The 26050-nt window shown below is 70.3% G+C and carries 23 protein-coding genes and 1 riboswitch; of the genes, 10 read left to right on the forward strand and 13 right to left on the reverse strand.

Going from position 1 to position 26050, the window contains the following annotated elements; genetic code table 11:
* Nucleotides 1-143 precede the first annotated feature (143 nt).
* Genes ACFWRO_RS02115 through ACFWRO_RS02125 form a run of 3 tightly spaced genes read right to left on the reverse strand, consistent with a single transcriptional unit; the run spans nucleotide 144 to nucleotide 2206 of the window.
* The gene (locus ACFWRO_RS02115) at nucleotides 144-1292 is read right to left on the reverse strand and encodes a cystathionine gamma-lyase (RefSeq protein WP_384503721.1); all 1149 of its coding nucleotides are present in this window, start codon (nucleotides 1290-1292) and stop codon (nucleotides 144-146) included.
* A gap of 38 nt (nucleotides 1293-1330) precedes the next feature.
* Nucleotides 1331-1819: a low molecular weight protein-tyrosine-phosphatase gene (locus ACFWRO_RS02120; protein WP_384503723.1), complete on the reverse strand. Its 489-nt coding sequence runs from the start codon at nucleotides 1817-1819 to the stop codon at nucleotides 1331-1333.
* 9 nt (nucleotides 1820-1828) lie between these two features.
* Nucleotides 1829-2206, reverse strand: coding sequence for a phage holin family protein (locus ACFWRO_RS02125; protein WP_384503413.1), 378 nt, complete (start codon nucleotides 2204-2206; stop codon nucleotides 1829-1831).
* A gap of 51 nt (nucleotides 2207-2257) precedes the next feature.
* Between ACFWRO_RS02125 and ACFWRO_RS02130 the strand changes: the two genes are divergently transcribed.
* The 4 genes from ACFWRO_RS02130 to ACFWRO_RS02145 all read left to right on the forward strand — a co-directional run bounded on the left by ACFWRO_RS02130 (nucleotide 2258) and on the right by ACFWRO_RS02145 (nucleotide 4547).
* Nucleotides 2258-2575: a cupin domain-containing protein gene (locus ACFWRO_RS02130; RefSeq protein WP_384503415.1), complete on the forward strand. Its 318-nt coding sequence runs from the start codon at nucleotides 2258-2260 to the stop codon at nucleotides 2573-2575.
* Between the two features lie 132 nt (nucleotides 2576-2707).
* Nucleotides 2708-2926: a DUF5326 family protein gene (locus ACFWRO_RS02135; protein ID WP_384503417.1), complete on the forward strand. Its 219-nt coding sequence runs from the start codon at nucleotides 2708-2710 to the stop codon at nucleotides 2924-2926.
* Between the two features lie 277 nt (nucleotides 2927-3203).
* Nucleotides 3204-3974, forward strand: a complete 771-nt coding sequence (locus ACFWRO_RS02140; protein WP_384503419.1) for an IclR family transcriptional regulator — start codon at nucleotides 3204-3206, stop codon at nucleotides 3972-3974.
* 138 nt (nucleotides 3975-4112) lie between these two features.
* A complete protein-coding gene (locus ACFWRO_RS02145) occupies nucleotides 4113-4547 on the forward strand; it encodes an SsgA family sporulation/cell division regulator (protein WP_384503725.1) in 435 nt (144 codons plus the stop codon).
* Between the two features lie 4 nt (nucleotides 4548-4551).
* Here the strand turns inward: ACFWRO_RS02145 and ACFWRO_RS02150 are convergent, their stop codons facing one another.
* Nucleotides 4552-5955: a YibE/F family protein gene (locus ACFWRO_RS02150; protein ID WP_384503420.1), complete on the reverse strand. Its 1404-nt coding sequence runs from the start codon at nucleotides 5953-5955 to the stop codon at nucleotides 4552-4554.
* A 71-nt stretch (nucleotides 5956-6026) separates the two neighbouring features.
* Nucleotides 6027-6174: riboswitch (TPP riboswitch) on the forward strand.
* Here ACFWRO_RS02150 and thiC point away from each other — a divergent pair.
* On the forward strand, nucleotides 6168-7958 hold the full coding sequence (gene thiC / locus ACFWRO_RS02155) for a phosphomethylpyrimidine synthase ThiC (RefSeq protein WP_384503422.1): 1791 nt from the start codon (nucleotides 6168-6170) through the stop codon (nucleotides 7956-7958). It overlaps the preceding riboswitch by 7 nt.
* Before the next feature lie 97 nt (nucleotides 7959-8055).
* On the opposite strand, the gene ACFWRO_RS02160 is transcribed toward thiC, so the two are convergent.
* From ACFWRO_RS02160 to ACFWRO_RS02170, 3 genes are all read right to left on the reverse strand, one after another.
* Complete coding sequence (locus ACFWRO_RS02160) at nucleotides 8056-8928, reverse strand: hypothetical protein (protein WP_384503424.1); 873 nt, start codon at nucleotides 8926-8928, stop codon at nucleotides 8056-8058.
* Between the two features lie 161 nt (nucleotides 8929-9089).
* Nucleotides 9090-10313 carry a metallophosphoesterase gene (locus tag ACFWRO_RS02165; protein ID WP_384503727.1) on the reverse strand — a complete coding sequence of 408 codons (1224 nt, stop codon included), beginning with the start codon at nucleotides 10311-10313 and terminating at the stop codon, nucleotides 9090-9092.
* Between the two features lie 223 nt (nucleotides 10314-10536).
* The gene (locus tag ACFWRO_RS02170; RefSeq protein ID WP_384503426.1) at nucleotides 10537-11643 is read right to left on the reverse strand and encodes a LacI family DNA-binding transcriptional regulator; all 1107 of its coding nucleotides are present in this window, start codon (nucleotides 11641-11643) and stop codon (nucleotides 10537-10539) included.
* 396 nt (nucleotides 11644-12039) lie between these two features.
* Here ACFWRO_RS02170 and hisC point away from each other — a divergent pair, with 396 nt between their 5' ends.
* Nucleotides 12040-13146 (forward strand): histidinol-phosphate transaminase, encoded by a 1107-nt coding sequence (gene hisC, locus ACFWRO_RS02175; RefSeq protein WP_384503729.1) that lies wholly within the window; start codon nucleotides 12040-12042, stop codon nucleotides 13144-13146.
* Between the two features lie 49 nt (nucleotides 13147-13195).
* Here hisC and ACFWRO_RS02180 read toward each other — a convergent pair whose 3' ends face one another.
* Nucleotides 13196-13576, reverse strand: a complete 381-nt coding sequence (locus tag ACFWRO_RS02180) for a cyclophilin-like fold protein (protein WP_384503428.1) — start codon at nucleotides 13574-13576, stop codon at nucleotides 13196-13198.
* A 206-nt stretch (nucleotides 13577-13782) separates the two neighbouring features.
* Here ACFWRO_RS02180 and ACFWRO_RS02185 point away from each other — a divergent pair, with 206 nt between their 5' ends.
* From ACFWRO_RS02185 to ACFWRO_RS02200, 4 genes are read left to right on the forward strand one after another with little or no spacing between them, the layout of a single operon-like run.
* Nucleotides 13783-15291, forward strand: a complete 1509-nt coding sequence (locus tag ACFWRO_RS02185) for a cytochrome ubiquinol oxidase subunit I (RefSeq protein ID WP_384503430.1) — start codon at nucleotides 13783-13785, stop codon at nucleotides 15289-15291.
* A gap of 18 nt (nucleotides 15292-15309) precedes the next feature.
* Nucleotides 15310-16317 (forward strand): cytochrome d ubiquinol oxidase subunit II, encoded by a 1008-nt coding sequence (cydB, locus tag ACFWRO_RS02190; RefSeq protein ID WP_384503433.1) that lies wholly within the window; start codon nucleotides 15310-15312, stop codon nucleotides 16315-16317.
* Between the two features lie 6 nt (nucleotides 16318-16323).
* A complete protein-coding gene (gene cydD / locus ACFWRO_RS02195; RefSeq protein ID WP_384503435.1) occupies nucleotides 16324-19965 on the forward strand; it encodes a thiol reductant ABC exporter subunit CydD in 3642 nt (1213 codons plus the stop codon).
* A gap of 20 nt (nucleotides 19966-19985) precedes the next feature.
* The gene (locus ACFWRO_RS02200) at nucleotides 19986-21698 is read left to right on the forward strand and encodes a GAF domain-containing protein (RefSeq protein ID WP_384503437.1); all 1713 of its coding nucleotides are present in this window, start codon (nucleotides 19986-19988) and stop codon (nucleotides 21696-21698) included.
* 103 nt (nucleotides 21699-21801) lie between these two features.
* On the opposite strand, the gene ACFWRO_RS02205 is transcribed toward ACFWRO_RS02200, so the two are convergent.
* From ACFWRO_RS02205 to ACFWRO_RS02225, 5 genes are all read right to left on the reverse strand, one after another.
* Nucleotides 21802-22659: a Cof-type HAD-IIB family hydrolase gene (locus tag ACFWRO_RS02205; RefSeq protein ID WP_384503438.1), complete on the reverse strand. Its 858-nt coding sequence runs from the start codon at nucleotides 22657-22659 to the stop codon at nucleotides 21802-21804.
* A 103-nt stretch (nucleotides 22660-22762) separates the two neighbouring features.
* Nucleotides 22763-23665, reverse strand: a complete 903-nt coding sequence (locus tag ACFWRO_RS02210; RefSeq protein ID WP_384503440.1) for an LLM class flavin-dependent oxidoreductase — start codon at nucleotides 23663-23665, stop codon at nucleotides 22763-22765.
* Between the two features lie 113 nt (nucleotides 23666-23778).
* Nucleotides 23779-24231 (reverse strand): hypothetical protein, encoded by a 453-nt coding sequence (locus ACFWRO_RS02215; protein WP_384503442.1) that lies wholly within the window; start codon nucleotides 24229-24231, stop codon nucleotides 23779-23781.
* 122 nt (nucleotides 24232-24353) lie between these two features.
* Nucleotides 24354-24896 (reverse strand): RNA 2'-phosphotransferase, encoded by a 543-nt coding sequence (locus tag ACFWRO_RS02220; protein WP_384503731.1) that lies wholly within the window; start codon nucleotides 24894-24896, stop codon nucleotides 24354-24356.
* A 158-nt stretch (nucleotides 24897-25054) separates the two neighbouring features.
* Nucleotides 25055-26017 carry a MerR family transcriptional regulator gene (locus ACFWRO_RS02225; protein WP_384503444.1) on the reverse strand — a complete coding sequence of 321 codons (963 nt, stop codon included), beginning with the start codon at nucleotides 26015-26017 and terminating at the stop codon, nucleotides 25055-25057.
* Nucleotides 26018-26050 lie beyond the last annotated feature (33 nt).

The raw sequence follows: 26050 nt of genomic DNA on the forward strand, positions 1-26050 counted from the left end.
GCCTGTTCCTTCTTCATTTGTGGTGGGGTGGGGGGTTGTGGCGCTTGTGGGGGGGGGGCGTCTGCGCCGGGGGGGGGGGGCCCCCCCCCCCCCCCCCGACTCCGCGTGCGCCCGCTCAGCGCCCCGAATCCCCGGGCGCCCACTCAGCGGGCCGCGTCCACCCCCGCCGCGTCGAGGGCGCGCAGGACGTCCGCGATCAGGTCCTCAGGGTCCTCCGCCCCCACGGAGAAGCGGATGAAGCCCTCCGGCACGGCGTCGCCACCCCACCTTCCGCGCCGCTCGGCCGTCGAGCGCACCCCGCCGAAGCTGGTCGCGTCGTCCACGATCCGCAGCCCGCCGAGGAACCGCTCGGCCCGGTCCTGATCGGGAAGCACGAAGGAGACCACGGGCCCGAAGCGCCGCATCTGCGCGGCCGCCACCGCGTGCGAAGGGTCGTCCGGCAGCCCGGGATACCGCAGCCCGGTGACCTCGTCCCGCTTGCCCAGGGCCTCGGCGAGCGCCAGCGCGGAGGCGCACTGGCGGTCGATGCGAAGCTGGAGCGTGGCGAGGGAGCGGTGGGCGAGCCAGGCCTCCATGGGGCCCGGGATCGCGCCGACGACCTTGCGCCAGCGCCGTACCTCCGCCGCGAGTCGTGGATCGCGGCAGCTGACATGGCCGAGGAGGATGTCGCCGTGTCCGGTCATCCCCTTGGTGTCGCTCGCGACGGAGAAGTCCGCGCCGAGTTCCAGGGGCCGCTGGCCGAGCGGGGTGGCGAGGGTGTTGTCGACGGCGACCAGCGCCCCGCCCTCGTGTGCCGCGCGCACTAGGCGGCGGATGTCGCAGACGTCGAGCCCGGGGTTGGAGGGCGTCTCGATCCACAGCAGCCGCGCTCCCTCCAGTACGGACAACTGGGCGTCGCCGCCGGTGGGCGCGGTGCGGACCTCGATCCCGTACGCCCTGAGCTGCTCGTGGAGCAGCGGCAGCGCCTGGTAGCCGTCCGCCGGCATGACGACCACGTCGCCGGTCTTCAACTGGGAGAAGAGGACGGCGGAGATGGCGGCCATGCCCGAGGCGAAGACGAGCGTCTCGACGCCCGGCTCCCCCGGCGCCTCCAGCTCGCCGATGGCGCGTTCCAGATGGGTCCAGGTGGGGTTCTCGTCCCGCCCGTACGTATAGGGGCCGGTGGGGTCGCCCGGCAGATGGAAGTGGGCGGCGAAGACCGGTCCCGGCAGGGTCGGTTCGTACTTCACCGGCTCGGGGAGCCCCGCCCGAACCACCCGTGTCCCGTCGCCGACGGCGCCGATGTCGCCCATGTCGCCGAGGTCCTCGGCGCCGTCATACGCGTCCGTGCTCATACCGCCCGCTCCTCCGCACTCTCCCGTACGGCGGCCAGCAGTCCTTCGCTCGCCGCCTCCACCATCTCCAGGCACTCCTCGAAGCCGTCCGTCCCGCCGTAGTACGGGTCCGGCACGTCGAGGTCGTCGGCCGCCGGGTCGTACGACCGCAGCAGCCGCACCTTCGCCGCGTCCTCGGGCGTCGGGGCGAGCCGCCGCAGTTCCCGCACATGCCCCTCGTCGAGGGCGATGACCAGGTCGAGCGCGGGGAACCACGAAGCGCGGAACTGGCGGGCGGTGTGCCCCGAGGCGTAGCCGTGGTCCTCCAGGACGGCGACGGTACGCGGGTCGGCGGCGTGGCCCTCGTGCCAGCCGCCGGTGCCCGCGCTGTCCACCTCGACGGTGTCCGCCAGGCCGGCCTCCTCCACGCGGGCGCGGAAGACGGACTCGGCCATCGGCGAGCGGCAGATGTTGCCCGTGCAGACAAAACAGACGCGGTAGGTCATCGTGCGCACTCAGTCCCCGTCGGGGAGCACGACGTTGAGCGCCCACGAGACGACGGAAATGATCAGGCCGCCGAGGACTGCGGTCCAGAAGCCGTCGACGTGGAAGTCCAGGCCGATCGTGTCGGCCAGCCAGGAGGTGAGCATCAGCATCAGCGCGTTGATGACCAGCGTGATCAGGCCGAGGGTGAGGATGAACAGCGGAAGCGAGATCAGCTTGACGATCGGCTTCACCAAGAAGTTCACCAGCCCGAAAACCAGGGCGACGAGTATCAGGGTCCAGGCCTTGTCGGGGGTGCTGTCACCGGTCAGGTCGATGTCCGGGACCAGCCAGACGGCCACTCCCAGGGCGCCCGCATTCGCGAGTGTCTTGACTACAAAATTCTTCATGTGTCTGATCGTGGCAGACATGATCGGGCCAATGGCAGGGGCGAACGCACGATGAAAGCATTCCGGCTGGACGAACTCGAGGCGGAGCGCGCCGCCAACGACGGCGCGTACCTCCAGTTCCTGCGCGAGCGGAACATGTCTGTCGGTCTGTACGCGCTCGACGCCGGCGCGCTCGACCCCCAACAGCCGCACAGTCAGGACGAGGTGTACTTCGTCGTGAGCGGGCGGGCCGCGATCACGGTGGGCATGGAGACGACGCAGGTCGCGCGGGGCAGTGTCGTCTACGTGCCGGCCGGGGTGGCCCACAAGTTCCACCACATCACCGAGGACCTGCGGGTCATGGTGGTCTTCTCGCCGCCGGAGGGCTGAATTCCCCCTAGGGGGTCGATCAGGGGAGAACAAGGGCTCCGAGGCCCCCGTGGCGCAGGTGCCGCACCTAGCATCGAAGGTGTCCGGCGCAGACTGCGCGGGACGGACTCTGCGGGAGATGAGGTAAGCACGATGGCGGTTCGAGAGATTCTCGCGGGGATGCCCTGGTGGGTGAAGTGGGTCGCCATACCCGTCATCGCCCTGTTCGTCTTCGGTGGCCTGATCATGAGCGTCGCGACGTTCGTGATCGGTCTGCTCTTCAAGGTGCTGGTCTTCGTCGCCCTGGTCGGTGGACTGATCTACGTCGTACGGAAGTTCATGTCCTCCTCGACCTCGCGCGAGGACTGGTAGCACGATCTACCTGCCGGTACGGGGCGTCGGCCGGGCGTTAGCCCGGCCGAGGGACGCGCCCCTGGAATCCGGGGTCAGGTCTTGGAGCTGCCATTAGGGTGGCAAATCTCTGCCGCCCCGGGGAAAACTGGCCAACTTCCGCGCTGATCCGCGGGTGTCCATGTGTCTCGGGCGGGTCCGTCACCGGACCCCACCGGTTCCCAGGCCGCGGCGGGCGCGCGGGGGCGGCCCCCGCGGGCGGGTGTACGGCACCCGTCGTCACGCCTGGGGGTGACCTTTGGCCACGGCTACGCAGTCCGCCGTTCCTACGCTGATCGGCTCGGTGCAGCGGGCGCTGAGACTCTTGGAGGCCGTGGGCTCCCACGAGGACGGGGCCCCTGCCAAGCAACTGGCGCGTGAGGCGGGACTCCCGCTGCCCACCGCGTACCACCTGCTCCGCACCCTGACGCACGAGGGCTATCTACGCCGCGAGAAGGGTGTGTTCGTCTTCGGCGACGCAGCAGGGCGTCTCGCCGGTGGCGGAGTTCTGCAGAATCGTCGCACCAAGATCGAAGACTCCCTCGCGCACTGGCGCGACGAGATCGGGGTCCCCATCTACTTCGCGATCTACCGCGAGGGCGAGATCGAGCTCGTCGCTGTCGCCGACACCCCCGCCGCGCCGGCCGTGGACGAGTGGGCCGACTTCCGCGAGACGGGGCACGCACACGCGATCGGGCAGTGCCTGCTCAGCCAACTGGATTTGAAGAGTCGTCAAGACCACCTCGACCGCCATCCGGTCGAAGCCATCACTCCGTACACGGTGCGTAACCAGAGTGCCCTTTTGGAGCGTTTGGGCGGTATGGGGCGAATGGAGCCCCTGGTGGAGCGTCAGGAATATGCGCTCGGCACAGTTTGTGCCGCGATCCCCATCACGGCGGGGTCCACGGCGGCCGCGATGGCCATTTCCCTCCCCCTTCACCAGGAAGAACGGTTGCTGCCCGCAGTCGATCGGCTACGCAATGAGATTGGAAGGCTCCTCAGTTCCTTCGCTTTCTCTATCAGTATCTGAAAAATCACTCCTTGTGATCTGCTAGCCCTTCCAGCACGATTGCGTCAAGAGGGCCATGGGGGATCATTCCTGGCCGTTTTGATAACAGCTTTCAGCAGCCGTGTTTACACAACTGCTCCATCGACTGCGGGGTACATGATGCGAGAGTCGGTCCAAGCCGAGGTCCTGATGAGCTTCCTCGTCTCCGAGGAGCTCTCCTTCAGGATCCCGGTGGAACTGCGGTACGAGACCCGGGATCCCTACGCGGTGCGGATGACGTTCCACCTTCCCGGAGACGCGCCCGTGACCTGGGCGTTCGGCCGGGAGCTGCTGCTCGACGGCATCAACCGACCGAGCGGCGACGGCGACGTGCACATCGCCCCGACCGACCCCGAGGCCCTTTCGGACGTCGCCATCAGGCTCCAGGTCGGCAGCGACCGGGCCCTGTTCCGGGCCAGCGCTCCGCCGCTCGTCGCCTTCCTCGACCGTACGGACAAGCTGGTCCCGCTCGGTCAGGAACGGACACTTGGCGACTTCGAGGACAACCTGGAGGCGGCGCTCGGCCGGATCCTCGCGGAGGAGAACGCCGGCTGACCGGTCACTTCGCGCGGCGGCGCCGCCCGCCCCTGGGGGGCTTGGATGAACGCTTCTCCAGCGAGCCCGGCGAGCCGGCGCCGCCCGTCCGGCCCGCCACGCCCGCCCCACCCGGCCGGTCCGCCGAGACCACGAGCGCGGCGAGAACGGTCGTGACCGGAACGGAGGCGACAAGACCGATCGAACCGACCAGCGTGCGGACGATCTCCTCCGCGACGAGTTCGCTGTTGGCCACTGTCCCCACGCTGCTCTGCGCGATGGAGAAGAGCAGCAGCAGGGGCAGGGCCGCGCCGGCGTACGCGAGGACCAGCGTGTTCACCACGGACGCGATGTGGTCGCGGCCGATCCTGATGCCCGCCCGGTAGAGACCGCGCGGGCCGAGACGGGGATCGGCCTGGTGCAGCTCCCACACCGCCGAGGTCTGCGTCACCGTCACATCGTCGAGGACACCGAGCGAACCGATGATGATGCCCGCGAGCAGCAGACCGGACATGTCGATGTCCGGGTAGAGGCCGTGGATCAGGCCGGTGTTGTCGTCCGTGTTGCCGCTCAGCGAGGCCCAGCTGATGAAGAACGAGCCGAGCAGTCCGATCAACAGCAGCGAGATCAGGGTCCCGAGCACCGCGACCGAGGTGCGGGCGGACAGGCCGTGGCACATGTAGAGCGCGATCAGCATGATCGCGCTCGATCCGACCACCGCCACCACCAGCGGATTCGAGCCCTGAAGGATCGCCGGCAGGATGAAGAAGGTCAGGATCATGAAGCTGATGGCGAGCGCGATCAGGGCCATCACCCCGCGCATCCGGCCGACCAGCACGACCGCCACGGCGAAGATCAGGCCGAGCACCGCCAGCGGGACCTTGCGGTTCACGTCCGTCACCGAGTACTGCAGGTCGCGCGGCGCGTCCGGCGCGTACGCCACCACCACGCCCTGCCCGTCGTCCAGTTGGCGCGGCGCGTCCGGCTGCACGATCTCGATGAACGTACGGCCCTTGTCCGGACCGCTCGTGACCTCGATCGTCGCCTTCTCGCACTGTCCCTGCTGGGCGTTGACCGCCTCGCGCCCCTCGGGGGTCGAGGTGTCGCCGGTCGGCGGGACCTGAGCGGCGTTCACGTCGCTGCAGTCGACCTGCTCCACCGAGACGACCTTGCCCTGGTACGTCTGCCGGTCGAAGCCGACACCGGTGCGCTCGTGTTCCGGTGCGCCGCCCGGCCACAGCACCACGAGCCCGACCACCACCGCCGTGGCGAACGGGATCAGGACAGCGGCGATGACCCTGCGCAGATGCCGGGAGACGGGTGCGGCCGGCCCATGGCTGTGCGAGTGGCCGTGCCCGTGGCCCGCGTCGCCAGGGGCGCCACGGCCGTCATGACCGTCGGGTTCTGGGGTCTGCTGCGAGGAAGTCACCGACCGATCATCGCAAGAACGGCGGGGGCCCACTGTTCAGCACGGCCGGATTGACGCTAGCGTGGTGACACCTTTGCACACGCGGGAGCTCGGAGCACCGGGCTGAGAGGGCGCTGATCACCGTACGCGCGTACTGGACGTACGTACGGGAGGAGGCTGCGCCGACCGCCGAACCTGTTACCGGGTAATGCCGGCGTAGGGAGATCGGTCTCATGACCATTCAGGATGCACGCACGCCTGCCACCAGCGAGAACGCCGGCCAGGACGAGCGCAAGCCGGGCTGGCACAAGGGGTACGTCGAGGGCTCGCGCCCCGACCTCCGGGTGCCCGTCCGGCAGGTGCACCTCACCAACGGCAAGGACGTGACGCTGTACGACACGTCCGGTCCGTACACCGACCCCACCATCGACACCGACGTACGGCGGGGCCTGCCGCCGCTGCGCGAGAACTGGATCATCGCGCGGGGTGACACCGAGGAGTACGCGGGCCGCCCGGTCCGTCCCGAGGACGACGGCATCAAGCACACCTCGCCGCGCGGCGGTGGGCTGAAGAACCTCGACGCCGTCTTCCCCGGCCGCCCGCGCCTGCCCCGCCGGGGTCGCGGCGGCGAGGCCGTGACTCAACTCGCGTACGCCCGCCGGGGCGAGATCACCCCGGAGATGGAGTACGTCGCGATCCGCGAGAACGTCTCTCCCGAGGTTGTACGGGAGGAGATCGCGGCGGGGCGTGCCGTACTCCCGGCCAACGTCAACCACCCGGAGATCGAGCCGATGATCATCGGCAAGCGGTTCCTGGTGAAGGTCAACGCCAACATCGGCAACTCCGCTGTCACCTCCTCCATCGAGGAGGAGGTGGACAAGATGACCTGGGCGACCAAGTGGGGCGCCGACACGGTCATGGACCTGTCCACCGGCCGCAACATCCACACCACGCGCGAGTGGGTGCTGCGCAACTCTCCCGTGCCGATCGGCACCGTGCCGCTCTACCAGGCCCTGGAGAAGGTCGACGGGAAGGCCGAGGAGCTGACCTGGGAGATCTACAAGGACACCGTCATCGAGCAGGCCGAGCAGGGCGTCGACTACATGACGGTCCACGCCGGCGTGCTGCTGCCGTACGTCCCGCTGACCGCCCGTCGCAAGACCGGTATCGTCTCGCGCGGCGGCTCGATCATGGCCGCCTGGTGCCTCGCGCACCACAAGGAGAACTTCCTCTACACGAACTTCGAGGAGCTCTGCGAGATCCTCGCGACGTACGACGTCACGTACTCGCTCGGCGACGGCCTGCGCCCGGGTTCGATCGCGGACGCCAACGACGAGGCGCAGTTCGCCGAGCTGCGCACGCTCGGCGAGCTGAACACGATCGCCAAGCGGCACAACGTGCAGACCATGATCGAGGGCCCCGGGCACGTCCCGATGCACAAGATCAAGGAGAACATCGACCTCCAGCAGGAGATCTGCGAGGAGGCGCCGTTCTACACGCTCGGCCCGCTGACCACGGACGTCGCGCCCGCGTACGACCACATCACCTCGGGCATCGGCGCCGCGATGATCGCCTGGTGGGGCACGGCGATGCTCTGCTACGTCACGCCCAAGGAGCACCTGGGCCTGCCGAACCGCGACGACGTGAAGACGGGCGTCATCACGTACAAGATCGCGGCGCACGCCGCGGACCTGGCCAAGGGGCACCCGGGGGCGCAGGAGTGGGACGACGCGCTGTCGGACGCGCGGTTCGAGTTCCGCTGGGAGGACCAGTTCAACCTGGCGCTCGACCCGGACACGGCCCGTGAGTTCCACGACGAGACGCTGCCGGCCGAGCCCGCGAAGACCGCGCACTTCTGCTCGATGTGCGGTCCGAAGTTCTGCTCGATGAAGATCTCGCAGGACATCCGCCGGGAGCACGGCGGCGACCTCAAGGCGGACGAGATCTCGGCCGGGATGGCGGAGAAGTCCAAGGAGTTCGCGGCGGCCGGCAACCGCGTCTACCTGCCGCTGGCGGAGCAGTAGCCGCAAGGGCCCGCGACCCACGGGGGGATCGCGGGCCCCTTCGCCCCGATCCGGGACTTCGTCCGTGTGAACCCGGTGGCCGTTCCCCTGCTCCGGCTCAGTCCGGTCGGCGTTCCGAAGGGCCGATCTCCGGGCCGGTGTAGTCGGGGCCGGTGAAGTCCGGGCTCGTGAAGTCGGGCCCGGTGAAGTTGGGGCTCGTGAAGGTGGGGCGCGTTCCGGACGCGCCTTCGTTCGGGCTGGAGAAGTCCGGTCCGCTGTAGCCGATCTTCGGTATGCGGTCGGTGCGCGGCGGCGGCACGGACGGTGGGTCGGGTGGTCCGGGGGCGGCCAGGGCCTCGCGCAGGAACGGCAGAATGCCCCGTTCCAGCAGGGCGCGGCGCCAGGCCTCCCTGGCCCGGGACAGCTCGTCGTCCGCTTCCGTACCGGGTGGGTCGCTCGCGGCCACTTCCGTGGAGCGGTTGCGCAGCGCCGTGACCAGCAGCCCGACGGCGGCGCAGAACAGGCCGGCGGCGGCGACGGCCCCGAAGAACCAGCCGGCCGTCAGCAGGGTGTCGGCGACGGTGAGCGTGGGTGCGAGCACCTTCAGCACGGCGCCGACCAGCAGGAATATCAGCGCGGCAGGTCCGGCGAGGACCGGCGCGAGGACGGTGACGATCGCGACGATGCCCGCTCCCGGGCCGCCGCTCGCCCCGTCGCCGTCCGCCGTCAGGACGGCGTCCATCACGCTCGTACCGCTCGGTGACCGGACCTCTTCGCGGACTTTCACGAAGTGGTCGTACTCGATCGCCGCCGCGGCGGTGATCAGGGCCGTCGCGCTCAGCGCCATCGTGCGCAGTTGGCCGGCCGTGAGCCGTTTCCCGATCTCGGCGAGATCTGGATGGTCGTACGCGTTGCGCAGTGCGTCGTCGAGGATGCGCTCGTACTCGGCACGGTCCTCGGTCAGCAGGTGCGGAGCCACGTTCATGTGCATCCCCCGATGCTCCGTAGGGCCGCGTTGACCGTGGGATTTACGGTCGGTTGGGCGGAAACGGAGGAGAGCCTGCTACGGATGATCCGATGGTATTGCGGTTATGGCACAGGGTGACAGGGGGTTTCCTGAAATCGACTTCCCCGGATGCGCAGCGTTATGCGTCAGCCATGCAGGGGGAGTTGGACGACCAGCAGCTTTCCGGCCATGGTCACACCGCCGTCCATGGCGATCGCCAGCCCGTCCGCGTACACGTGCGGACCGTCGACGCCTGGGCCCGAGCCGCCCTCGCCGTCCTCGGTGCCGACCTGGCCCAGGAGGTACGGGATGGGGCTGTGACCGTGCACGACGCGGCTGCCACCGTAGGTGGAGAGGAGCTCCTGGACGGCCTCGGGGCCGCCGTCGTCACGGAAGGCGAAGCGCTTGGTGAACTTGCGGAACAGGTCCCAGACCTCGTCCGCGTCGTTCCGGTTGATGGTCTCGTGGACGGTCTCGTTGACGTCCTCGATGGTGCTGCCGTAGTCCAGGTAGGCGGTGGTGTCGGAGTGCATGAGCAGATGCCCGTCCTCCTCCACCACGGCGTCGAGCCGGGACATCCACTGCATGTGGACGTCCTGGAGCCGGTCCATGTCGTGCTTCTGGCCGCCGTTGAGCAGCCAGGCGGCCTGGAAGGTGGCGGTGCCGGCACCGGAGTTGACGGGGGTGTCCCCGAAGCGCTTGGCGCCGATCAGCAGCAGCTCGTGGTTGCCCATCAGGGCCTTGCAGTAGCCACCGGCGGCGGCGGCCTCCGCGGACAGGCGCATGACGAGGTCGATGACGCCGATGCCGTCGGGACCGCGGTCGGTGAAGTCGCCGAGGAACCAGAGCCGGGCGTTGCCCGCGGACCAGGCGCCGGCCTCGTCGATGAGTCCCTGCTCGCGCAGGGCGGCGACGAGTTCGTCGAGGTAGCCGTGGACGTCGCCGACCACGTAGAGCGGGCCAGGGCCCTCGTCGGCGGCCGGGGCGGGCGCGGGGGACGGGACCGGGTCCACGCGGACCTGGACGGTGTCTCCCCGGTTGATCACCGGGAGGTCGCGCTCGGTGGGGGTGTAGCCCTCGGGGAACTCGTCGTCCGGGAAGGCGTTCCCGGGGTGGCCGGGAAGGGCCGCGGAGAGCGAGACCGGGGGCGTGAGGGGGGACCGGGCGGAGGTGCCGAGGCCGAGGTGGAGGGTGGGGTCGGCGACGGGCCGGACGATCTCGTCGGGTACGACGGGATGCCCCGCAGGGGGCTCCAGGCGTTGGCCCTGCACGGGCACGCGGGCGTACGGCGGTACGCGGAAGTCACGCAATGTCGCCGTGCGCACCACGGGTTCCTGCCCGGCCCCCTGAGTCATCGACCCCTCCACCACCGTCGCGATGCCCTGCACATCGCGGACCGGCCTGGTCGGGGTGGTCCACGATGTCGTGCGCCCATCATAGGAATGAGGGTCCGCCTGTGTGACGCACCAGGGGTGGTGAATCCGGGTCCACTCCGGGTTCACCGGTTGTTTCGCCCGAATTGAGAAGGTCTGGTCCAGGGTCGGAGCAGGGCCGGGCCGGAGTTTGTGCCCGGCACGGCCCCGGAGCCGACCCTCAGTCCTTCGCGGGAGACCGGGGCGGGCTGACCGTCGTTCGCGGCGAACGCCTCTGGGAGGACGTCCGGACGATGAGTTCGGTCGGTATCACCTGCTCGACCGGTCCGTCGATGTCGATCCCCTCGATGGCGTCGATGAGGAGTTGGACGACGGCCGTGCCGATCCGGCGGGGTTTGAGCGAGAGGGTCGTGATGGGCGGTTCGGTGTTGGCGTAGACGGTCGACTCGCTGCAGCAGACCAGCAGCAGATCGTCCGGTACGCGCAGTCCGTAGCGGCGGGCTGCCGCCAGCAGATCGGTTCCGTTCGGGTCGAAGAGTCCGTAGACGGCGTCGGGACGGTCGGGGCGGGCGAGCAGCCGGTCGGCCGCGACGGCGCCCGCGCACGGATCGTGCGCCGGATAGGCCTCGTAGACGGGGTCCTGGCCGACCCGCTCGCACCAGTTGAGGTACGCGGTGGTGGACAGGCGGGTGTAGGTGTCGGTGGTCGTGCCGGTGAGGAGGCCGATCCGGCGGGCGCCGGCGTCGGCGAGGTGGTCGAGGAGGTCGAGGACGGCGGCTTCGTGGTCGTTGTCGACCCAGGCGGTCACCGGGAGGGTGCCGGCGGGGCGTCCGTCGGAGACGACGGGCAGGCCCTGGCGGACGAGCTCGGTGACGACCGGGTCGTGGTCGGAGGGGTCGATGACGACGGTGCCGTCGAGGGCGACGTTCGACCAGACGTCATGGCGGGAGGTCGCGGGCAGGATGACCAGGGCGTAGCCCCGGGCGAGCGCGGCCGATGTGGCGGCTCTGGCCATCTCCGCGAAGTACGCGAATTCGGTGAAGGTGAAAGGTTCATCCCCGTATGTGGTCACGGTCAGGCCGATGAGGCCCGACTTGCCGGTGCGGAGCGTGCGGGCCGCCGCGGATGGGCGGTAGCCCAGCCGGTCTGCGACCTCGCGGACGTGGCGGCGGGTGGCGTCCGGGAGCCGGCCCTTGCCGTTGAGCGCGTCGGAGACAGTCGTGATGGAGACCCCGGCGGCGGCGGCCACATCCCGGATGCCCGCTCGCCCCTGCCGGCTTCCCCGGGTCTGTGCCCGGCTCACCTGGTGCTTCCCTGCTGCTGTCATGGCGAGCCGATAGTAGGGCGAGGGCGGGTGGTTGGGACGCTCGCATATTCACTCGTTGACAGGCACGTTTCTGCATGATCGAGAACCCTCAATTGCCTGCGAAGATAAGGGAGTTAAGGGGTCTCGCGTGTGATCTATGGTCGTCGACCCGTATGGGCCTACCAGGGGGTCCATGTCTCGAAGAGGTCTCAACTCACCTCTACGGGCGACGCGCGCCACGGCGCCCGCCACCAGCGCACGCCACCCGATCGCGCGCTCCCCCACTTGTCCACAGCTTCCGCCATCCGTTGTCCACAGCCCATTCGCAGCGGAGGCGAATCCTCATAAGGTGAGGAGTATTGGTGGTACGGACGGTCGAGGAGGACCACAGTGAGCGCAGTGAGCGACACCGCAGGAGTGGGCGGAGCCGGCGGTACGGGCGGGGCGGGCGAAGGCGGCCCGAAGCTGCGCTCCGTACTGGCCGGGATCCCCACCTACAAGCCGGGCAAGCCGGCCGCCGCGGGCGGTCCGGTCGCCTTCAAGCTGTCCTCCAACGAGAACCCCTATCCGCCCCTGCCGGGTGTGATGGAGAGCGCGGTGGCCGCTGCCGGTGCCTTCAACCGGTACCCGGACATGGCCTGCACCGGTCTGATGAACGAGCTCGCCGACCGCTTCGGGGTGCCGCTCACGCACCTGGCGACCGGCACGGGCTCGGTGGGCGTGGCCCAGTCGCTGATTCAGGCCACCTCGGGCCCGGGCGACGAGGTCATCTACGCCTGGCGGTCCTTCGAGGCGTACCCGATCATCACGCAGATCAGCGGGGCGACCTCGGTGCAGGTGCCGCTGACCGACGGCGAGGTGCACGACCTCGACGCGATGGCCGCGGCGATCACCGACCGCACCCGGCTGATCTTCGTGTGCAACCCGAACAACCCCACGGGCACCGCGGTCCGCAGGGCCGAGCTGGAGCGGTTCCTGGACCGGGTGCCCTCCGATGTCCTGGTGGTCATCGACGAGGCGTACCGCGAGTTCGTCCGTGACACGGAGATCCCGGACGGCATCGAGCTGTACCGCGACCGTCCGAACGTCGCGGTGCTGCGCACCTTCTCCAAGGCGTACGGCCTGGCGGGGCTGCGGGTCGGCTTCGCGATCGCCCATGAGCCGGTGGCGGCGGCGCTGCGCAAGACGGCGGTGCCGTTCGGCGTGAGTCAGCTGGCGCAGGACGCGGCGGTGGCCTCGCTGCGGGCCGAGGACGAACTGCTCGGACGGGTCGGCTCGTTGGTGGCCGAGCGCGCGCGGGTCCACGCGGGGCTCGTGGCCCAGGGCTGGACCGTGCCGGACACCCAGGCGAACTTCGTCTGGCTGCGGCTCGGCGAGCGGACGCTGGACTTCGCGGCGGAGTGCGAGCGGCACGGCGTGGTGGTGCGGCCGTTCGCGGGGGAGGGCGTGCGCGTCACGATCGGTGAGAGCGAGGCGAACGACCTGTTCCTGAAGACGGCGGAGGGCTTCCGCAGGGACGCCTGACCGCGGTCGGGGCGGAAGCGTGCCGGCTCGCGCCGGCCGGTCGGTGCGGTCAGGGCTCGGCGCGCTCGACGCGGATCGGGTCGCCGTCCCTGACGGTGGCCAGGACGCGGGGGTCGCCGTCGAGCGCGCCCAGCAGGTTGCACGGGCTCGCGAGCCGGCATTCGTCGCCCCGGGATATCGGGGTGGGGCCGTAGGGGAGCGCGAGGGCGTCGCCCTCGGTCCAGAAGGCGACCGTGCCCGGCTCCACCACCTGCCGCGCGCCGGCCTCGACGGCGGTGGAGACCGGAGTGTCGAAGTAGACCTCCTCGCCCCAGGTGTGGGCGGTGGAGACGATCGGGAGAGCCCCCGCGAGCGCCTTGCTCGTGGGGGTTTCTTGGAGGGTCGCCGTGGTGTGTCCGGCGGGCCAGGAGATGCGGATCCGAAGGGTCATGCCCCAGATTCAACAATATGTTGAAGGCCTGGGGAAGGGGTGACCCTCGAGTAGGGGTACCCCGGTCTTACGTACGGATTTCGTATGAGCCATAATGCTTGTGAATGTGAACGCGTTCACAAGCGTGTCTCTATTCCTCCCGTAATGGGTGGGATTAAAGGGGCAAACTGCCGTTGTGCCTACGGCGATGTAAGGAGAATGACGACGTGGACCTAGCTCTGGCGCCAGAGACTCTGGCGCGATGGCAGTTCGGCATCACCACCGTCTACCACTTTCTCTTCGTCCCCCTGACGATCTCTCTCGCCGCGCTCACCGCCGGTCTCCAGACCGCCTGGGTGCGGACGGAGAAGCAGAAGTACCTCAAGGCGACGAAGTTCTGGGGCAAGCTCTTCCTGATCAACATCGCGATGGGTGTCGTCACCGGCATCGTGCAGGAGTTCCAGTTCGGCATGAACTGGTCCGACTACTCGCGCTTCGTCGGAGACATCTTCGGTGCGCCGCTCGCCTTCGAGGCGCTGATCGCGTTCTTCTTCGAGTCCACGTTCATCGGCCTGTGGATCTTCGGCTGGGACAAGCTGCCGAAGAAGATCCACCTGGCCTGCATGTGGATGGTGTCGATCGGCACGATCCTCTCCGCGTACTTCATCCTCGCGGCCAACTCCTGGATGCAGCACCCGGTCGGCTACCGGATCAACGAGGAGCGCGGGCGGGCCGAGCTCACCGACTTCTGGCTGGTTCTGACGCAGAACACGGCGCTCACCCAGTTCTTCCACACCATGACGGCCGCGTTCCTGGTCGGTGGCGCGTTCATGGTGGGCATCTCCGCCTTCCACCTGGCCCGCAAGAAGCACGTCCCGGTCATGCGGACCTCGCTGCGGCTCGGCCTGATCACCCTGATCATCGCCGGACTCGGCACGGCCATCAGCGGCGACCTGCTCGGCAAGGTCATGTTCAAGCAGCAGCCGATGAAGATGGCCGCGGCTGAGGCGCTGTGGGACGGCGAAGCACCCGCTCCCTTCTCGATCTTCGCGTACGGCGATGTCGACAAGGGTCACAACACGGTGGCCATAGAGATTCCCGGGCTGCTGTCGTTCCTGGCGAACGACGACTTCACCTCGTACGTCCCGGGCATCAACGACATCAACAAGGCCGAGCAGGAGAAGTTCGGTCCCGGCGACTACCGGCCCAACATCCCCGTCGCGTACTGGGGCTTCCGCTGGATGATCGGCTTCGGCATGGCCTCGCTGGCCATCGGCCTGGTCGGCCTCTGGCTGACCAGGAAGAAGTTCATGCTGGCGCCGGGGATGCGGACCGGTGAGGACGAGGTGCCGAACCTCGTCCTGTTCAAGCGGAAGGCGCTTAGCCCGCGGTTCACCAAGTGGTACTGGATCGTCGCCCTCTGGACCATGGCCTTCCCGCTCATCGCCAACTCGTGGGGCTGGATCTTCACCGAGATGGGCCGACAGCCCTGGGTCGTCTACGGCGTGCTGCGCACCAGGGACGCCGTCTCCCCCGGTGTCTCGCAGGGCGAGGTCCTGACCTCCATGATCGTCTTCACCCTGCTCTACGCGGTGCTCGCCGTGATCGAGGTCAAGCTGTTGGTGAAGTACGTCAAGGCCGGACCGCCCGAGCTCACCGAGGCCGACCTCAACCCGCCCACCAAGATCGGCGGGGACCACCGTGACCCCGACCGGCCCATGGCCTTCTCGTACTGAGGCTCAGGAGATCGAGGCATGGAACTCCACAACGTCTGGTTCGTACTCATCGCCGTCCTCTGGATCGGCTACTTCTTCCTGGAGGGATTCGACTTCGGGGTCGGCGTCCTCACCAAGCTGCTCGCCCGCGGCCGCGCGGAGAAGCGGGTCCTGATCAACACCATCGGGCCCGTCTGGGACGGCAACGAGGTGTGGCTGCTGACCGCGGGCGGCGCGACCTTCGCCGCCTTCCCCGACTGGTACGCGACGCTCTTCTCCGGCTTCTACCTGCCGCTGCTGATCATCCTGGTCTGCCTGATCATCCGCGGTGTCGCCTTCGAGTACCGGGCGAAGCGTCCTGACGAGAACTGGCAGCGCAACTGGGAGGAGGCCATCTTCTGGACCTCCCTGATCCCCGCCGTGCTGTGGGGCGTCGCCTTCGCCAACATCGTGCGCGGCGTGAAGATCGACGCGGACATGGAGTACGTCGGCACCTTCGGGGACCTGCTCAACCCGTACGCGATCCTCGGCGGCCTGGTCACGCTCGCCCTCTTCACCTTCCACGGCACGGTCTTCGCCGCGCTCAAGACGGTGGGGGACATCCGGGTCCGGGCGCGGGCGCTCGCGCTGAAGCTGGGACTGGTCACGGCCGTCCTCGCGCTGGGCTTCCTGATCTGGACCCAGGTGGACAAGGGTGACGGCTGGAGCCTGGGTGTCATGCTCGTCGCCGTGGTGGCGCTGGTCGGCGCCATCGGGGCGATCAAGGTGGGGCGCGAGGGCTGGTCGTTCGCGCTCTCGGGCATCACGATCGCCGCGGCGGTGGCGATGCTCTTCTTCACCCTCTTTCCGAACGTCATGCCGTCTTCGCTCAACCCCGAGTGGAGTCTTACCGTGACGAACGCGTCGTCGAGCCCGTACACCCTGAAGATCATGACCTGGTGCGCCGCGATCGCCACCCCGCTGGTGCTGCTCTACCAGAGCTGGACGTACTGGGTGTTCCGCAAGCGGATCGGCACGCAGCACATCGCGCCTGACGCCGCTCACTAGTGGGGGATGTTTCACGTGAAACCGATCGATCCGCGTCTGCTCCGGTACGCCAGGGCCACCCGCTTCTTCCTCGGAGCGGTCGTGGCGCTCGGCCTGGCTGGGGCGGCGCTGGTCGTCGCCCAGGCGATGCTCATCGCCGAGGTGGTGGTGGGTGCCTTCCAGAAGGGCCTGTCGGTTTCCGACCTGACCACGCCTCTGCTGCTGCTCGCCGGAGTGGCGGCGGGGCGTGGTCTGGTCTCCTGGCTGACCGAGCTGGCCGCCCATCGGGCCAGCGCGGCGGTCAAGTCCGAACTGCGGGGCCGGCTGCTGGCCCGGGCGGCCGCGCTGGGGCCGGGATGGCTCAGCGGCCAGAAGGCCGGCTCGCTCGCCGCCCTCGCAACGCGCGGGGTCGACGCGCTCGACGACTACTTCTCGCGCTATCTCCCGCAGTTGGGGCTCGCGGTGGTCGTGCCCGTGGCGGTCCTGGCCCAGATCGTCACCGAGGACTGGATCTCGGCGGCGATCATCGTCGTCACCCTGCCGCTCATCCCGCTCTTCATGGTCCTCATCGGCTGGTACACCCAGGCCCGGATGGACCGGCAGTGGAAGCTGCTGTCACGCCTTTCGGGCCACTTCCTCGACGTGGTTGCCGGGCTCCCGACGCTCAAGGTGTTCGGCCGCGCCAAGGCGCAGGCCGAGTCGATCCGCGCCATCACGTCGGAGTACCGGCAGGCGACGATGAAGACGCTGCGCATCGCCTTCCTCTCCTCCTTCGCCCTGGAACTCCTCGCGACGCTCTCGGTGGCGCTGGTCGCGGTCACCATCGGCATGCGCCTAGTCCACGGTGAGCTGGACCTGTACACGGGACTGGTCATCCTGGTCCTGGCGCCCGAGGCATATCTGCCCATCCGCCAGGTGGGGGCGCAGTATCACGCGGCGGCGGAGGGGCTGGCCGCCGCCGAGGAGATCTTCGACGTACTGGAGGCCCCGGCGCCCGAGCACGGCACCGGCGCGGTGCCGTCCTCGACCCGTATCGAGCTGGAGAACGTGACTGTTCGTCACGCGGGACGCTCCGAGGCCTCGTTGGACCGGGCATCGCTGGTGGTGGAACCCGGTGAGACGGTCGCCCTCGTGGGGCCGAGCGGCGTCGGCAAGTCGACGCTCCTCGATGTGATGCTGGGCTTCGCCGCACCGGAGGCGGGCGGTTCGGTCCGTGTCGGGGGCGCGGAGCTCGGCTCGCTGGACGTGGAGGAGTGGCGGTCGCGGATCGCCTGGGTGCCGCAACGGCCGTATCTTTTCGCGGGCACCATCGCCGAGAACATCCGGCTGGCCCGCCCGGACGCCTCCGACGAGGCGGTACGGGAGGCCCTGCGGGACGCCGGTGCGGACGGGTTCGTCGGGTCTCTGCCGGAGGGCGTGGACACGCCGATCGGCGAGGACGGCGCGGGTCTCTCGGCCGGTCAGCGCCAACGCCTCGCTCTGGCCCGCGCGTTCCTGGCCGACCGGCCGTTGCTGCTCCTGGACGAGCCCACGGCGGCGCTGGACGGCGAGACCGAGGCGGCCGTGGTCGACGCGGTCCGCCGACTCGCGGCCGGCCGTACGGTCCTGCTGGTCGTACACCGCCCGGCGCTGCTCGCGGTCGCGGACCGGGTGGTCGAGCTTGGGTGGGTGGGGGGTCCGGACGAGGTGCTGGAGCCTGGCGGTGAGGGCGTGCCTGCTGCTGGTTCCGCCGGTCCCGCCGGTTCTGTCAGGTCTGTCGGTTCCGAAGTGTCCGTCGCAGGTGACCATGTCGACGGGGCGGGCGCGCGTTCGGTCTTTGGGCGGGTCCGCGCCATGGCCGGAGAGCTGCGCGGGCGGATGGGGCTCGCCCTGCTGCTCGCCAGTCTGGCGCTTGGCTCGGCCGTGGGGCTCATGGCGGTGTCCGGGTGGCTCATCTCCCGGGCCTCCGAACAGCCCCCGGTGCTCTATCTGATGATGGCCGTCACGGCGACGCGGGCGTTCGGCATCGGCAGGGCCGTGTTCCGGTACGCCGAGCGGATCGTGTCCCACGACGCCGTGCTGCGGATGCTCGCGGAGCTGCGGGTCGCCGTCTACCGGCGCCTGGAGCGCATCGCCCCCGCCGGGCTGCGCCGCAGCCGACGCGGTGACCTGCTGTCCCGGCTCGTCCAGGACGTCGACGCGCTCCAGGACTACTGGCTGCGCTGGCTGCTGCCCGCGGGCGCGGCCCTCGTCGTGGGTGTCGGTTCCGTCGGGTTCACCGCCTGGCTGCTGCCCGAGGCCGGGGCCGTCCTCGCCGTGGGTCTGCTCGCCGCCGGTGTGGCCGTACCGCTGCTGAGCGGGGCGATCGCCCGTCGCGCCGAGCGTCAGCTCGCCCCCGCCCGGGGCGCCCTCACCGTCACGGTCGTCGACCTGCTGCGCGGCTGCGCCGAACTGACGGTCGCCGGAGCGCTGAAGGGCCGTATCGACCGGGCCCGCGGGGCCGACCGTACGCTCACCTCCATCGCCTCCCGGCAGGCCGCCGCGACCGCGATCGGGGCCGGGCTCTCCGCGCTCGCCTGCGGTCTTACGGTGGCCGCTGCCGCGTTCGTCGGTGTCCAGGCGGTCCGCGAAGGCCGCCTCGACGGCGTGACGCTCGCCGTCGTCGTCCTGACCCCGCTCGCCGCCTTCGAAGCCGTCACCGGACTGCCGCTGGCCGTCCAGTACCGCCAGCGGGTCAAGCGCAGCGCCGAGCGGGTGTACGAGGTCCTGGATGCCCCCGTCCCCGTGCACGAGCCCGAGCGGCCCGCCGCAGCGCCGGCGAACCCCTTCCCGCTGGAGGTCAGCGGTCTCTCCGCGCGCCACGCGGGGCAGCGGACCGAGGCCCTCAGCGGCTTCGCCCTGACCCTGGAGGCCGGGCGGCGCGTCGCCGTCGTCGGGGCGTCCGGGTCGGGCAAGACCACGCTCGCGCAGGTGCTGCTCCGCTTCCTGGACGCCGAGTCGGGTTCGTACCGGATCGGCGGAGTGGAGGCGACCGAACTCGACGGGGACGACGTCCGCCGCCTCGTCGGTCTCTGCGCCCAGGACGCCCACATCTTCGACAGCTCCATCCGCGAGAACCTCCGGCTGGCCCGTACCGGCGCCAGCGATGAGGAGCTGCGCGGGGCCCTGGGCAGGGCGCGGCTCCTGGGCTGGGTGGAGGGCCTGCCGGACGGTCTCGACACGCTGGTCGGCGAGCACGGCTCGCGGCTCTCCGGCGGGCAGCGGCAGCGTCTCGCGCTCGCCCGCGCGCTCCTCGCCGACTTCCCGGTCCTCGTCCTGGACGAGCCGGCCGAGCACCTCGACCTGGCCACGGCGGACGCCCTCACCGACGACCTGTTGCGGGCCACCGAGGGCCGCACGACGGTCCTCATCACCCACCGGCTGCACGGCCTCGACGCGGTCGACGAGGTGGTCGTCCTGGACGAGGGCCGTACGGTGCAGCGCGGACCGTACGCGGAGTTGGCACGGGCCGAGGGGCCGCTGCGGCGGATGCTGGAGCAGGAGCGCGAGACGGACCTGCTGGTCGCGCCGGGAGGGCCGGTGGGACGGGCTCCGGGACAGACTCCGGGCCGGGCTTCGGGGGCTTTGGGACAGACGCCGGGGCAGGCGACGAGCGCGCCATCGGAGCGCCCGACTTTTCTCGCCAAATAGGACTTACTAGGCTCAAGCCCATGACCGCCGCCGTGCCTGATCTCCCGGACCCCCTGGAAGCCGCCACCCAGGCCACCCGCAGCCTCCAGGGGCTGTCCACAGAGCTCACCGCGCGCGTGCCGCAGCTCCTGGAGGCCATGCGCTCGGTCGGTACCGGGCTCGAACTGCACTCCACGCTCGACCGCATCTGCGAGACGGCGGCCGAACTCGCCGGCTCCCGCTACGCGGCGATCGGCGTCGTCGACGAGGAGGGCAAGGGCCTCTCCGACTTCGTCACCTTCGGTGTCGACGAGGAGGTCGCGCGCCGGATCGGGCGGCGCCCCGACGGGCACGCGGGGCTGCTGGGGGCGCTGATCCGTGACCCCCAGACGATCCGGCTCGCCGATCTGTCCACCGACCCCCGTTCCGCCGGGTTCCCGCCCGGCCACCCTCCGATGCGGACCTTCCTCGGGGTACCGATCCGGGTCCAGGGCGAGATCTTCGGCAATCTCTACCTGGCGGAGAAGACCGACGGCGGCGAGTTCAACGACTACGACGTCCACATGGTCCGGGTCCTGGCGACCGAGGCGGGCATCGCCATCGGCAACGCCCGGCTCTATGAGGCGGCACGGCAGCGCGAACGCTGGATCGACGGTTCCGTGGCCGTCACCACCGCCCTGCTCTCCGGCGGCGACGCGGACGACGCCCTGACGGTGGTCGCCGAGCAGGCCCGCAGGCTGGCGGACGCGGCGGCCGGGATCGTCCTGCTGCCGGCCGAGGACGGGGGCCTGGAGATCGTCGCCGTCTCCTCCGACGCGCCGACCAAGTCGTTGGGCGTGGTGATCCCGCCCGAGAGCGCCGTGGTGGACCGACTCCTGGAGGGCGAGGCGGTGTTCGTGGAGGACGCGTCCACCGACCCGCGCATGATCAGCCGCGTCGCCGCCGAGTACGGCCCCAGCATGCTGCTGCCCCTGCAGAGCGGCGGACGGGTGCTCGGCGCGCTCGCCACGCCACGCGCGCGTGGCGCCCGGCCGTTCACGGAGGCCGAGCGGACGCTCGGGACGCAGTTCGCCTCGCAGGCGGCGCTCGCCCTGATGATGGCCGAGGCCCAGCGCGACCGGGAGCGGCTCGCCGTCTACGAGGACCGCGACCGGATCGCCCGTGACCTGCACGATCTGGTCATCCAGCGGCTCTTCGCCACCGGGATGATGCTGGAGAGCGCCCAGCGGAAGTCGATCGTGCCCGCGGTGCGCGAGGGCGTCGGCAAGGCGGTCGACGAACTCGACGTGACCATCCAGGAGATCCGTACCGCCATCTTCGCCCTCCAGCAGGGCCCCGCCGAGGCGCCCTCCGGGCTGCGCACCCGCGTGCTGCGGGAGATCAACATGGCCGCCGTGCCGCTCGGCTTCAAGCCCGCGCACCGCTTCCTCGGCGTGATCGACTCGACGGTCGGCGAACTCACCGGCAAGAACCTCATCGCGGCCCTGCGCGAGGCCCTGTCCAACGCCTTCCGGCACGCGCAGGCCACCAGGATCGAGGTGGTGGTCGACTCGGGCGTCGAACTCCCGGACGGCACCGCCGGCGTCCGGCTCTCGGTCGCGGACGACGGCGTCGGCATCCCGGAGGGCGGGCGGCGCAGCGGACTGCGCAACCTGGCGCGGCGCGCGGAGTCGCTGGGAGGGTCGAGCTGGTGCGGACCGGGCCTCGGCGAGGACGGCGGCGGTACGACGGTGGTGTGGCAGGCGCCCCTGTAGGCGGCCGCTGAGCGGCTCTGGTGGCGGCTCCCGGGGCGGCCTCTGGTGGCGGCCTCTGTGGGTGCCGCTGTCAGAGGCCGCTGCTCGGCCGGGCAGGCCCCGCTCAGTCGTCGAGCGTGCCCGCGAGGATCCGCTCGATGACGGCGGCCACGCCGTCCTCGTTGTTGGCGACCGTACGGCCGGAGGCGGCTGCGATCACGTCCGGGTGCGCGTTGCCCATCGCGTACGAACGGCCCGCCCAGCTGAGCATCTCGATGTCGTTGGGCATGTCCCCGAAGGCGACGACCTCCTCGGCGGAGATGCCGCGCTCGGCGCAGCAGAGGGCCAGGGTGGAGGCCTTGGAGACGCCGGGGCCGCTGATCTCCAGGAGCGCCGTCGGGCTGGACCGGGTGAACGAGGCCAGCGTGCCCGCGGCCGCCCTGGCGGTGGCGAGGAAGACGTCGGGGTCGAGCTCCGGGTGCTGGGCGAGGAGCTTGATGACCGGGGCGGCGGCGCCCGGCTCCTCCTCGAAGAGCAGCTTCTCGGCGGAGGCGACGGAGGCACCCGGGTCGAGGAAGAACGGCGGGTACTGCGGCTCGTAGTGGATTCCGGTGGTCAGTTCGACGGCGAAGGAGGTGCCGGGGGCGGCGGCGCGCAGCGACGCCACGACGTCCAGCGCGATCTCCCGTGCCAGGGGGCGTACCTCCAGGAACGTGCCCCCTGAGTGCAGGTCGACGACGGCGGCGCCGTTGGCGCAGATCGCCATGCCGTGGCCGTGGACGTGGTCGCTGACGACGTCCATCCAGCGGGCCGGGCGCCCGGTGACGAAGAAGACCTCGATGCCGGCCCGCTCGGCGGCGGCGAGCGCGGCGATCGTGCGCTCCGACACGGACTTGTCGTCGCGCAGCAGCGTGCCGTCGAGATCGGTGGCGATGAGTCGGGGGGTCGGGGCGGCGCGGCGCGCGGAGTGGGGTGAGGTCACCGATCCATTGTTCCGCACTCTGTGCACGGGCGTGCGAAGGGGCGCACATCTGAGAGTGCCGGACCGGGCCCTCTCAGATGTGCGCAACGCGAGCGGCCGCTCGTCACACGAGTTGGGCGAGGGCCTCGGTGGCGATCTGCTCGAAGACGCGCTGGTCGGCGGCGAAGTCCGAGTCGGGGATCGGCCAGTGGACCACGATCTCGGTGACACCGAGCTCCTGGTGCCGTCCGGCGAAGTCCACGAAGGCGCCCAGGGACTCCAGCGGCCGGCCCCGGTCCGGGGTGAAGCCGGTGAGCAGGATCTTGTCCAGTTCGGCCACGTCCCGGCCGATCTCCGCGCACGCCTTGCCGAGCTTCTCGACCTGGCCCCGGACGGCCGCCACGGACTGCTCGGGCGTGCCCTCCGCGTACAGCTTCGGGTCACCGGTCGTCACCCAGGCCTGGCCGTACCGTGCGGCGAGCTTCAGGCCACGCGGCCCGGTCGCCGCGACGGCGAAGGGCAGGCGCGGGCGCTGGACGCAGCCGGGGATGTCACGGGCCTCGACGGCGGAGTAGTACTCGCCGCGCTCTGTCACGGCATCCTCGGTGAGCAGCCGGTCGAGCAGGGGCAGGAACTCGCCGAAGTGGTCGGCCCGCTCCTTCGGCGTCCACGCCTCCTGGCCGAGCACGGTCGCGTCGAATCCGTCGCCGCCGGCCCCGATGCCGAGTGTGACCCGGCCGTTCGAGATGTCGTCGAGGGAGATCAGCTCCTTGGCGAGCGTCACCGGGTGGCGGAAGTTGGGCGAGGTGACCAGGGTGCCGAGGCGGAGCCGCTCGGTGGCGGTCGCGGCGGCGGTGAGCGTGGGCAGGGCGCCGAACCAGGGGCCGTCGCGGAAGGTCCGCCAGGACAGGTGGTCGTAGGTGTAGCCGGCGTGGAAGCCGAGCTCCTCGGCACGCTGCCAGCGTTCGCGGCCGCCGTCGTGCCAGCGGTGGACGGGAAGGATCACGGTGCTCAGGCGCAAGGTCATGCCCACGAGCCTACGGCGGGGCCCGGGCACCGCGCAGGGCGGCGGAGGCGCTACCCGGGCGCCTAGGAGGCGGCGACGGAGGCGCGGCCTCGGCCCTCGGCCCCAGCCCCTCGTCAGCGGACCTGTCGACTCATCCAGGGGGTCAGCGTGCCGCGGAGGACGAGCTCCTTGTACGTCTCGTCGCCGGGGAGGGGCACGACCAGCCACCAGCCGGGCGGGAAGAACTTGCCCTTCACGTACGCGAGCCCGCGGTGGACGGAGCGTACGAAGGCGGGGACGGCGTCGCGGGGGACGTCCGCGAACTCCACGCCGTCGACATTGATCTTCGCGTCGTCCTCCGGGAAGAGCTGGACGGTCATCGCCGGGCTGCCGCCGAGCTCGACGAAGGCTTCGTGCGGGAGCGTGCCGTCCGCGTCGAGGACGGCGAAGGCGCCGGAGGAGATCCGGCGGGAGGTCTGGTCGGCACCGATGTCGTCGGTGACCGTCATCTCCAGGTTGAACTCGCGGGCGATCTCGCGGAGCGCGGTGACGGCCGATTCGGTGGTCGGCAGGTGCGGATGTGCCATGGGATCGATCATGCCCGAGGGGATCGCTTCCGGCTGAGTCGGCCGGGACGAGCCGGGGGTCGGCCGGGGAGCAGCCGGGGGTCGGCCGGGACCAGGCGGCGTCAGCCGGGATCAGCCGGGGGTCAGCCGGGGAAGCGGAGGAACTCCGGGGGTACGGCGTCGGTCAGCCAGACGCCGTTGGCGCTGACGTGGAAGACATGGCCGGCCCGGTGCATCGCGCCCGCGTCCACGCTGAGGACCACCGGGCGACCCCGGCGTGCCCCGACGCGGGTCGCGGTCTCCCGGTCGGGGGAGAGGTGGACGTGGTGGCGGGCCATGGGGCGCAGGCCCTGGGCTCGGATGGCGTCCAGACTGGCGGCGACCGTACCGTGGTAGAGGTACGCGGGCGGCTGCGCGGGCGGCAGGTCGAGGTCGACTTGGACGGTGTGGCCCTGGCTGGCCCTGATCCGGGTGCCGTCGATGGCGAAGCGCTTCTTGTCGTTGGCGGCGACGACGTGGTCCAGCTCGGCGCGGGTGATCGGGAAGCCGTGCTCGCGTGCCGCGTGCAGGAGGGCGTCGATCTCGGTCCAGCCGTTCGGATCGAGGACCAGGCCGATCCGTTCGGGTTGGTGCCGCAGGTGTTTCGAGAGGTACTTGGACACCTTCACGGTGCGTCTCTCGTCCATGGGTCCGTTCATGGCGCCAGCATGACGGAGCGCGGATCCGGCGACCATTGATTTCGGTTCGGATGATTTTGGCTCGGATGTTTGATCCACAGCCAACTTGAGTTATCCACAGGGGATTTGGCGATTCTGTGGACAACATCCTTGCGTTATCGGGTGACTTAGTCTATTTGGCTGACTTCAGAGTGATTTGACGCGAGAGCGTCCAATGTCCGAGTCTGTACCTCCCGTTCAGCAGCCGCGGCGACGAACGCCGCCACGTTCTCCGCGCCAACCAGCCGCTGCACGGCCCGAATCGTCCCGGACGGGAGCACCACCGGGCGGGGGTCGTCCTCGCGGAGAGGCGGGGGCTCGGGCGACAGGTGGTGCTGGAGGTGCCGGGTGGCGAACAGGCGCATCGCGCGCGCGAGTTCCGCGTCCACGGTCTGCTGGGCGAGCGGTCGAAGACGGCGCACCATCGCCGCCGCCTCGGAGGCATCGGCGTCCGTCGGCGGCCGGTGCTCCAGGTAGCGCGCGAAGACGTGCTCGGTCGTGAACTCCAGGAAGCGCGAGGCGATGTGCTCGACCTGGACGCGAAGTTCCCTCAGGTGCCCGGAGATCGCGGTCAGCGGGACACCCGCCTCGTACAACTCGGCGGCCACCGCGAGCTCTTGGGGGCTCGGCACCAGGAACTCGTCGTCCCGGTCCGGGATCCGCTCCAGGACGCCGAGCTCGATCGCCTCCCTGATCGCGTCCTCGTCGGGCTTGCCGCCGAACGTGGCGTCCAGCTCCGCGCGGGAGATCCGGTCGGCCTCCTCGTCCGTCCACGGCCCGTCGACCTCGGCGACCAGACCCAGGACGCCGCCGAGCCCGCGGCCCGCGTCCCAGGCCTCCAGCAGCTCCTTGATCGAAGCCAGGGTGTAGCCGCGGTCGAGCAGGTCGGCGATCTGCCGGAGCCGGGCCAGATGGGTGTCCCCGTACACATTGGACCTGCCCCGGCGCTCGGGGCGGGGGAGCAGACCGCGGTCCTGGTAGGCGCGGATCGTCCGGACCGTGGCCCCGCTGTGGTGGGCGAGGTCCTCGATCCGGTACTCCACCGGGGAGGCCTGCGCCGAAGGCGCCCCCTGTGCCGTCTGCTCCGTCACGCCCACGCCCACTCCCACCCGCTCGCTCCTGCC

This window comes from Streptomyces sp. NPDC058579 (assembly GCF_042718575.1).
Taxonomy (GTDB): domain Bacteria; phylum Actinomycetota; class Actinomycetes; order Streptomycetales; family Streptomycetaceae; genus Streptomyces.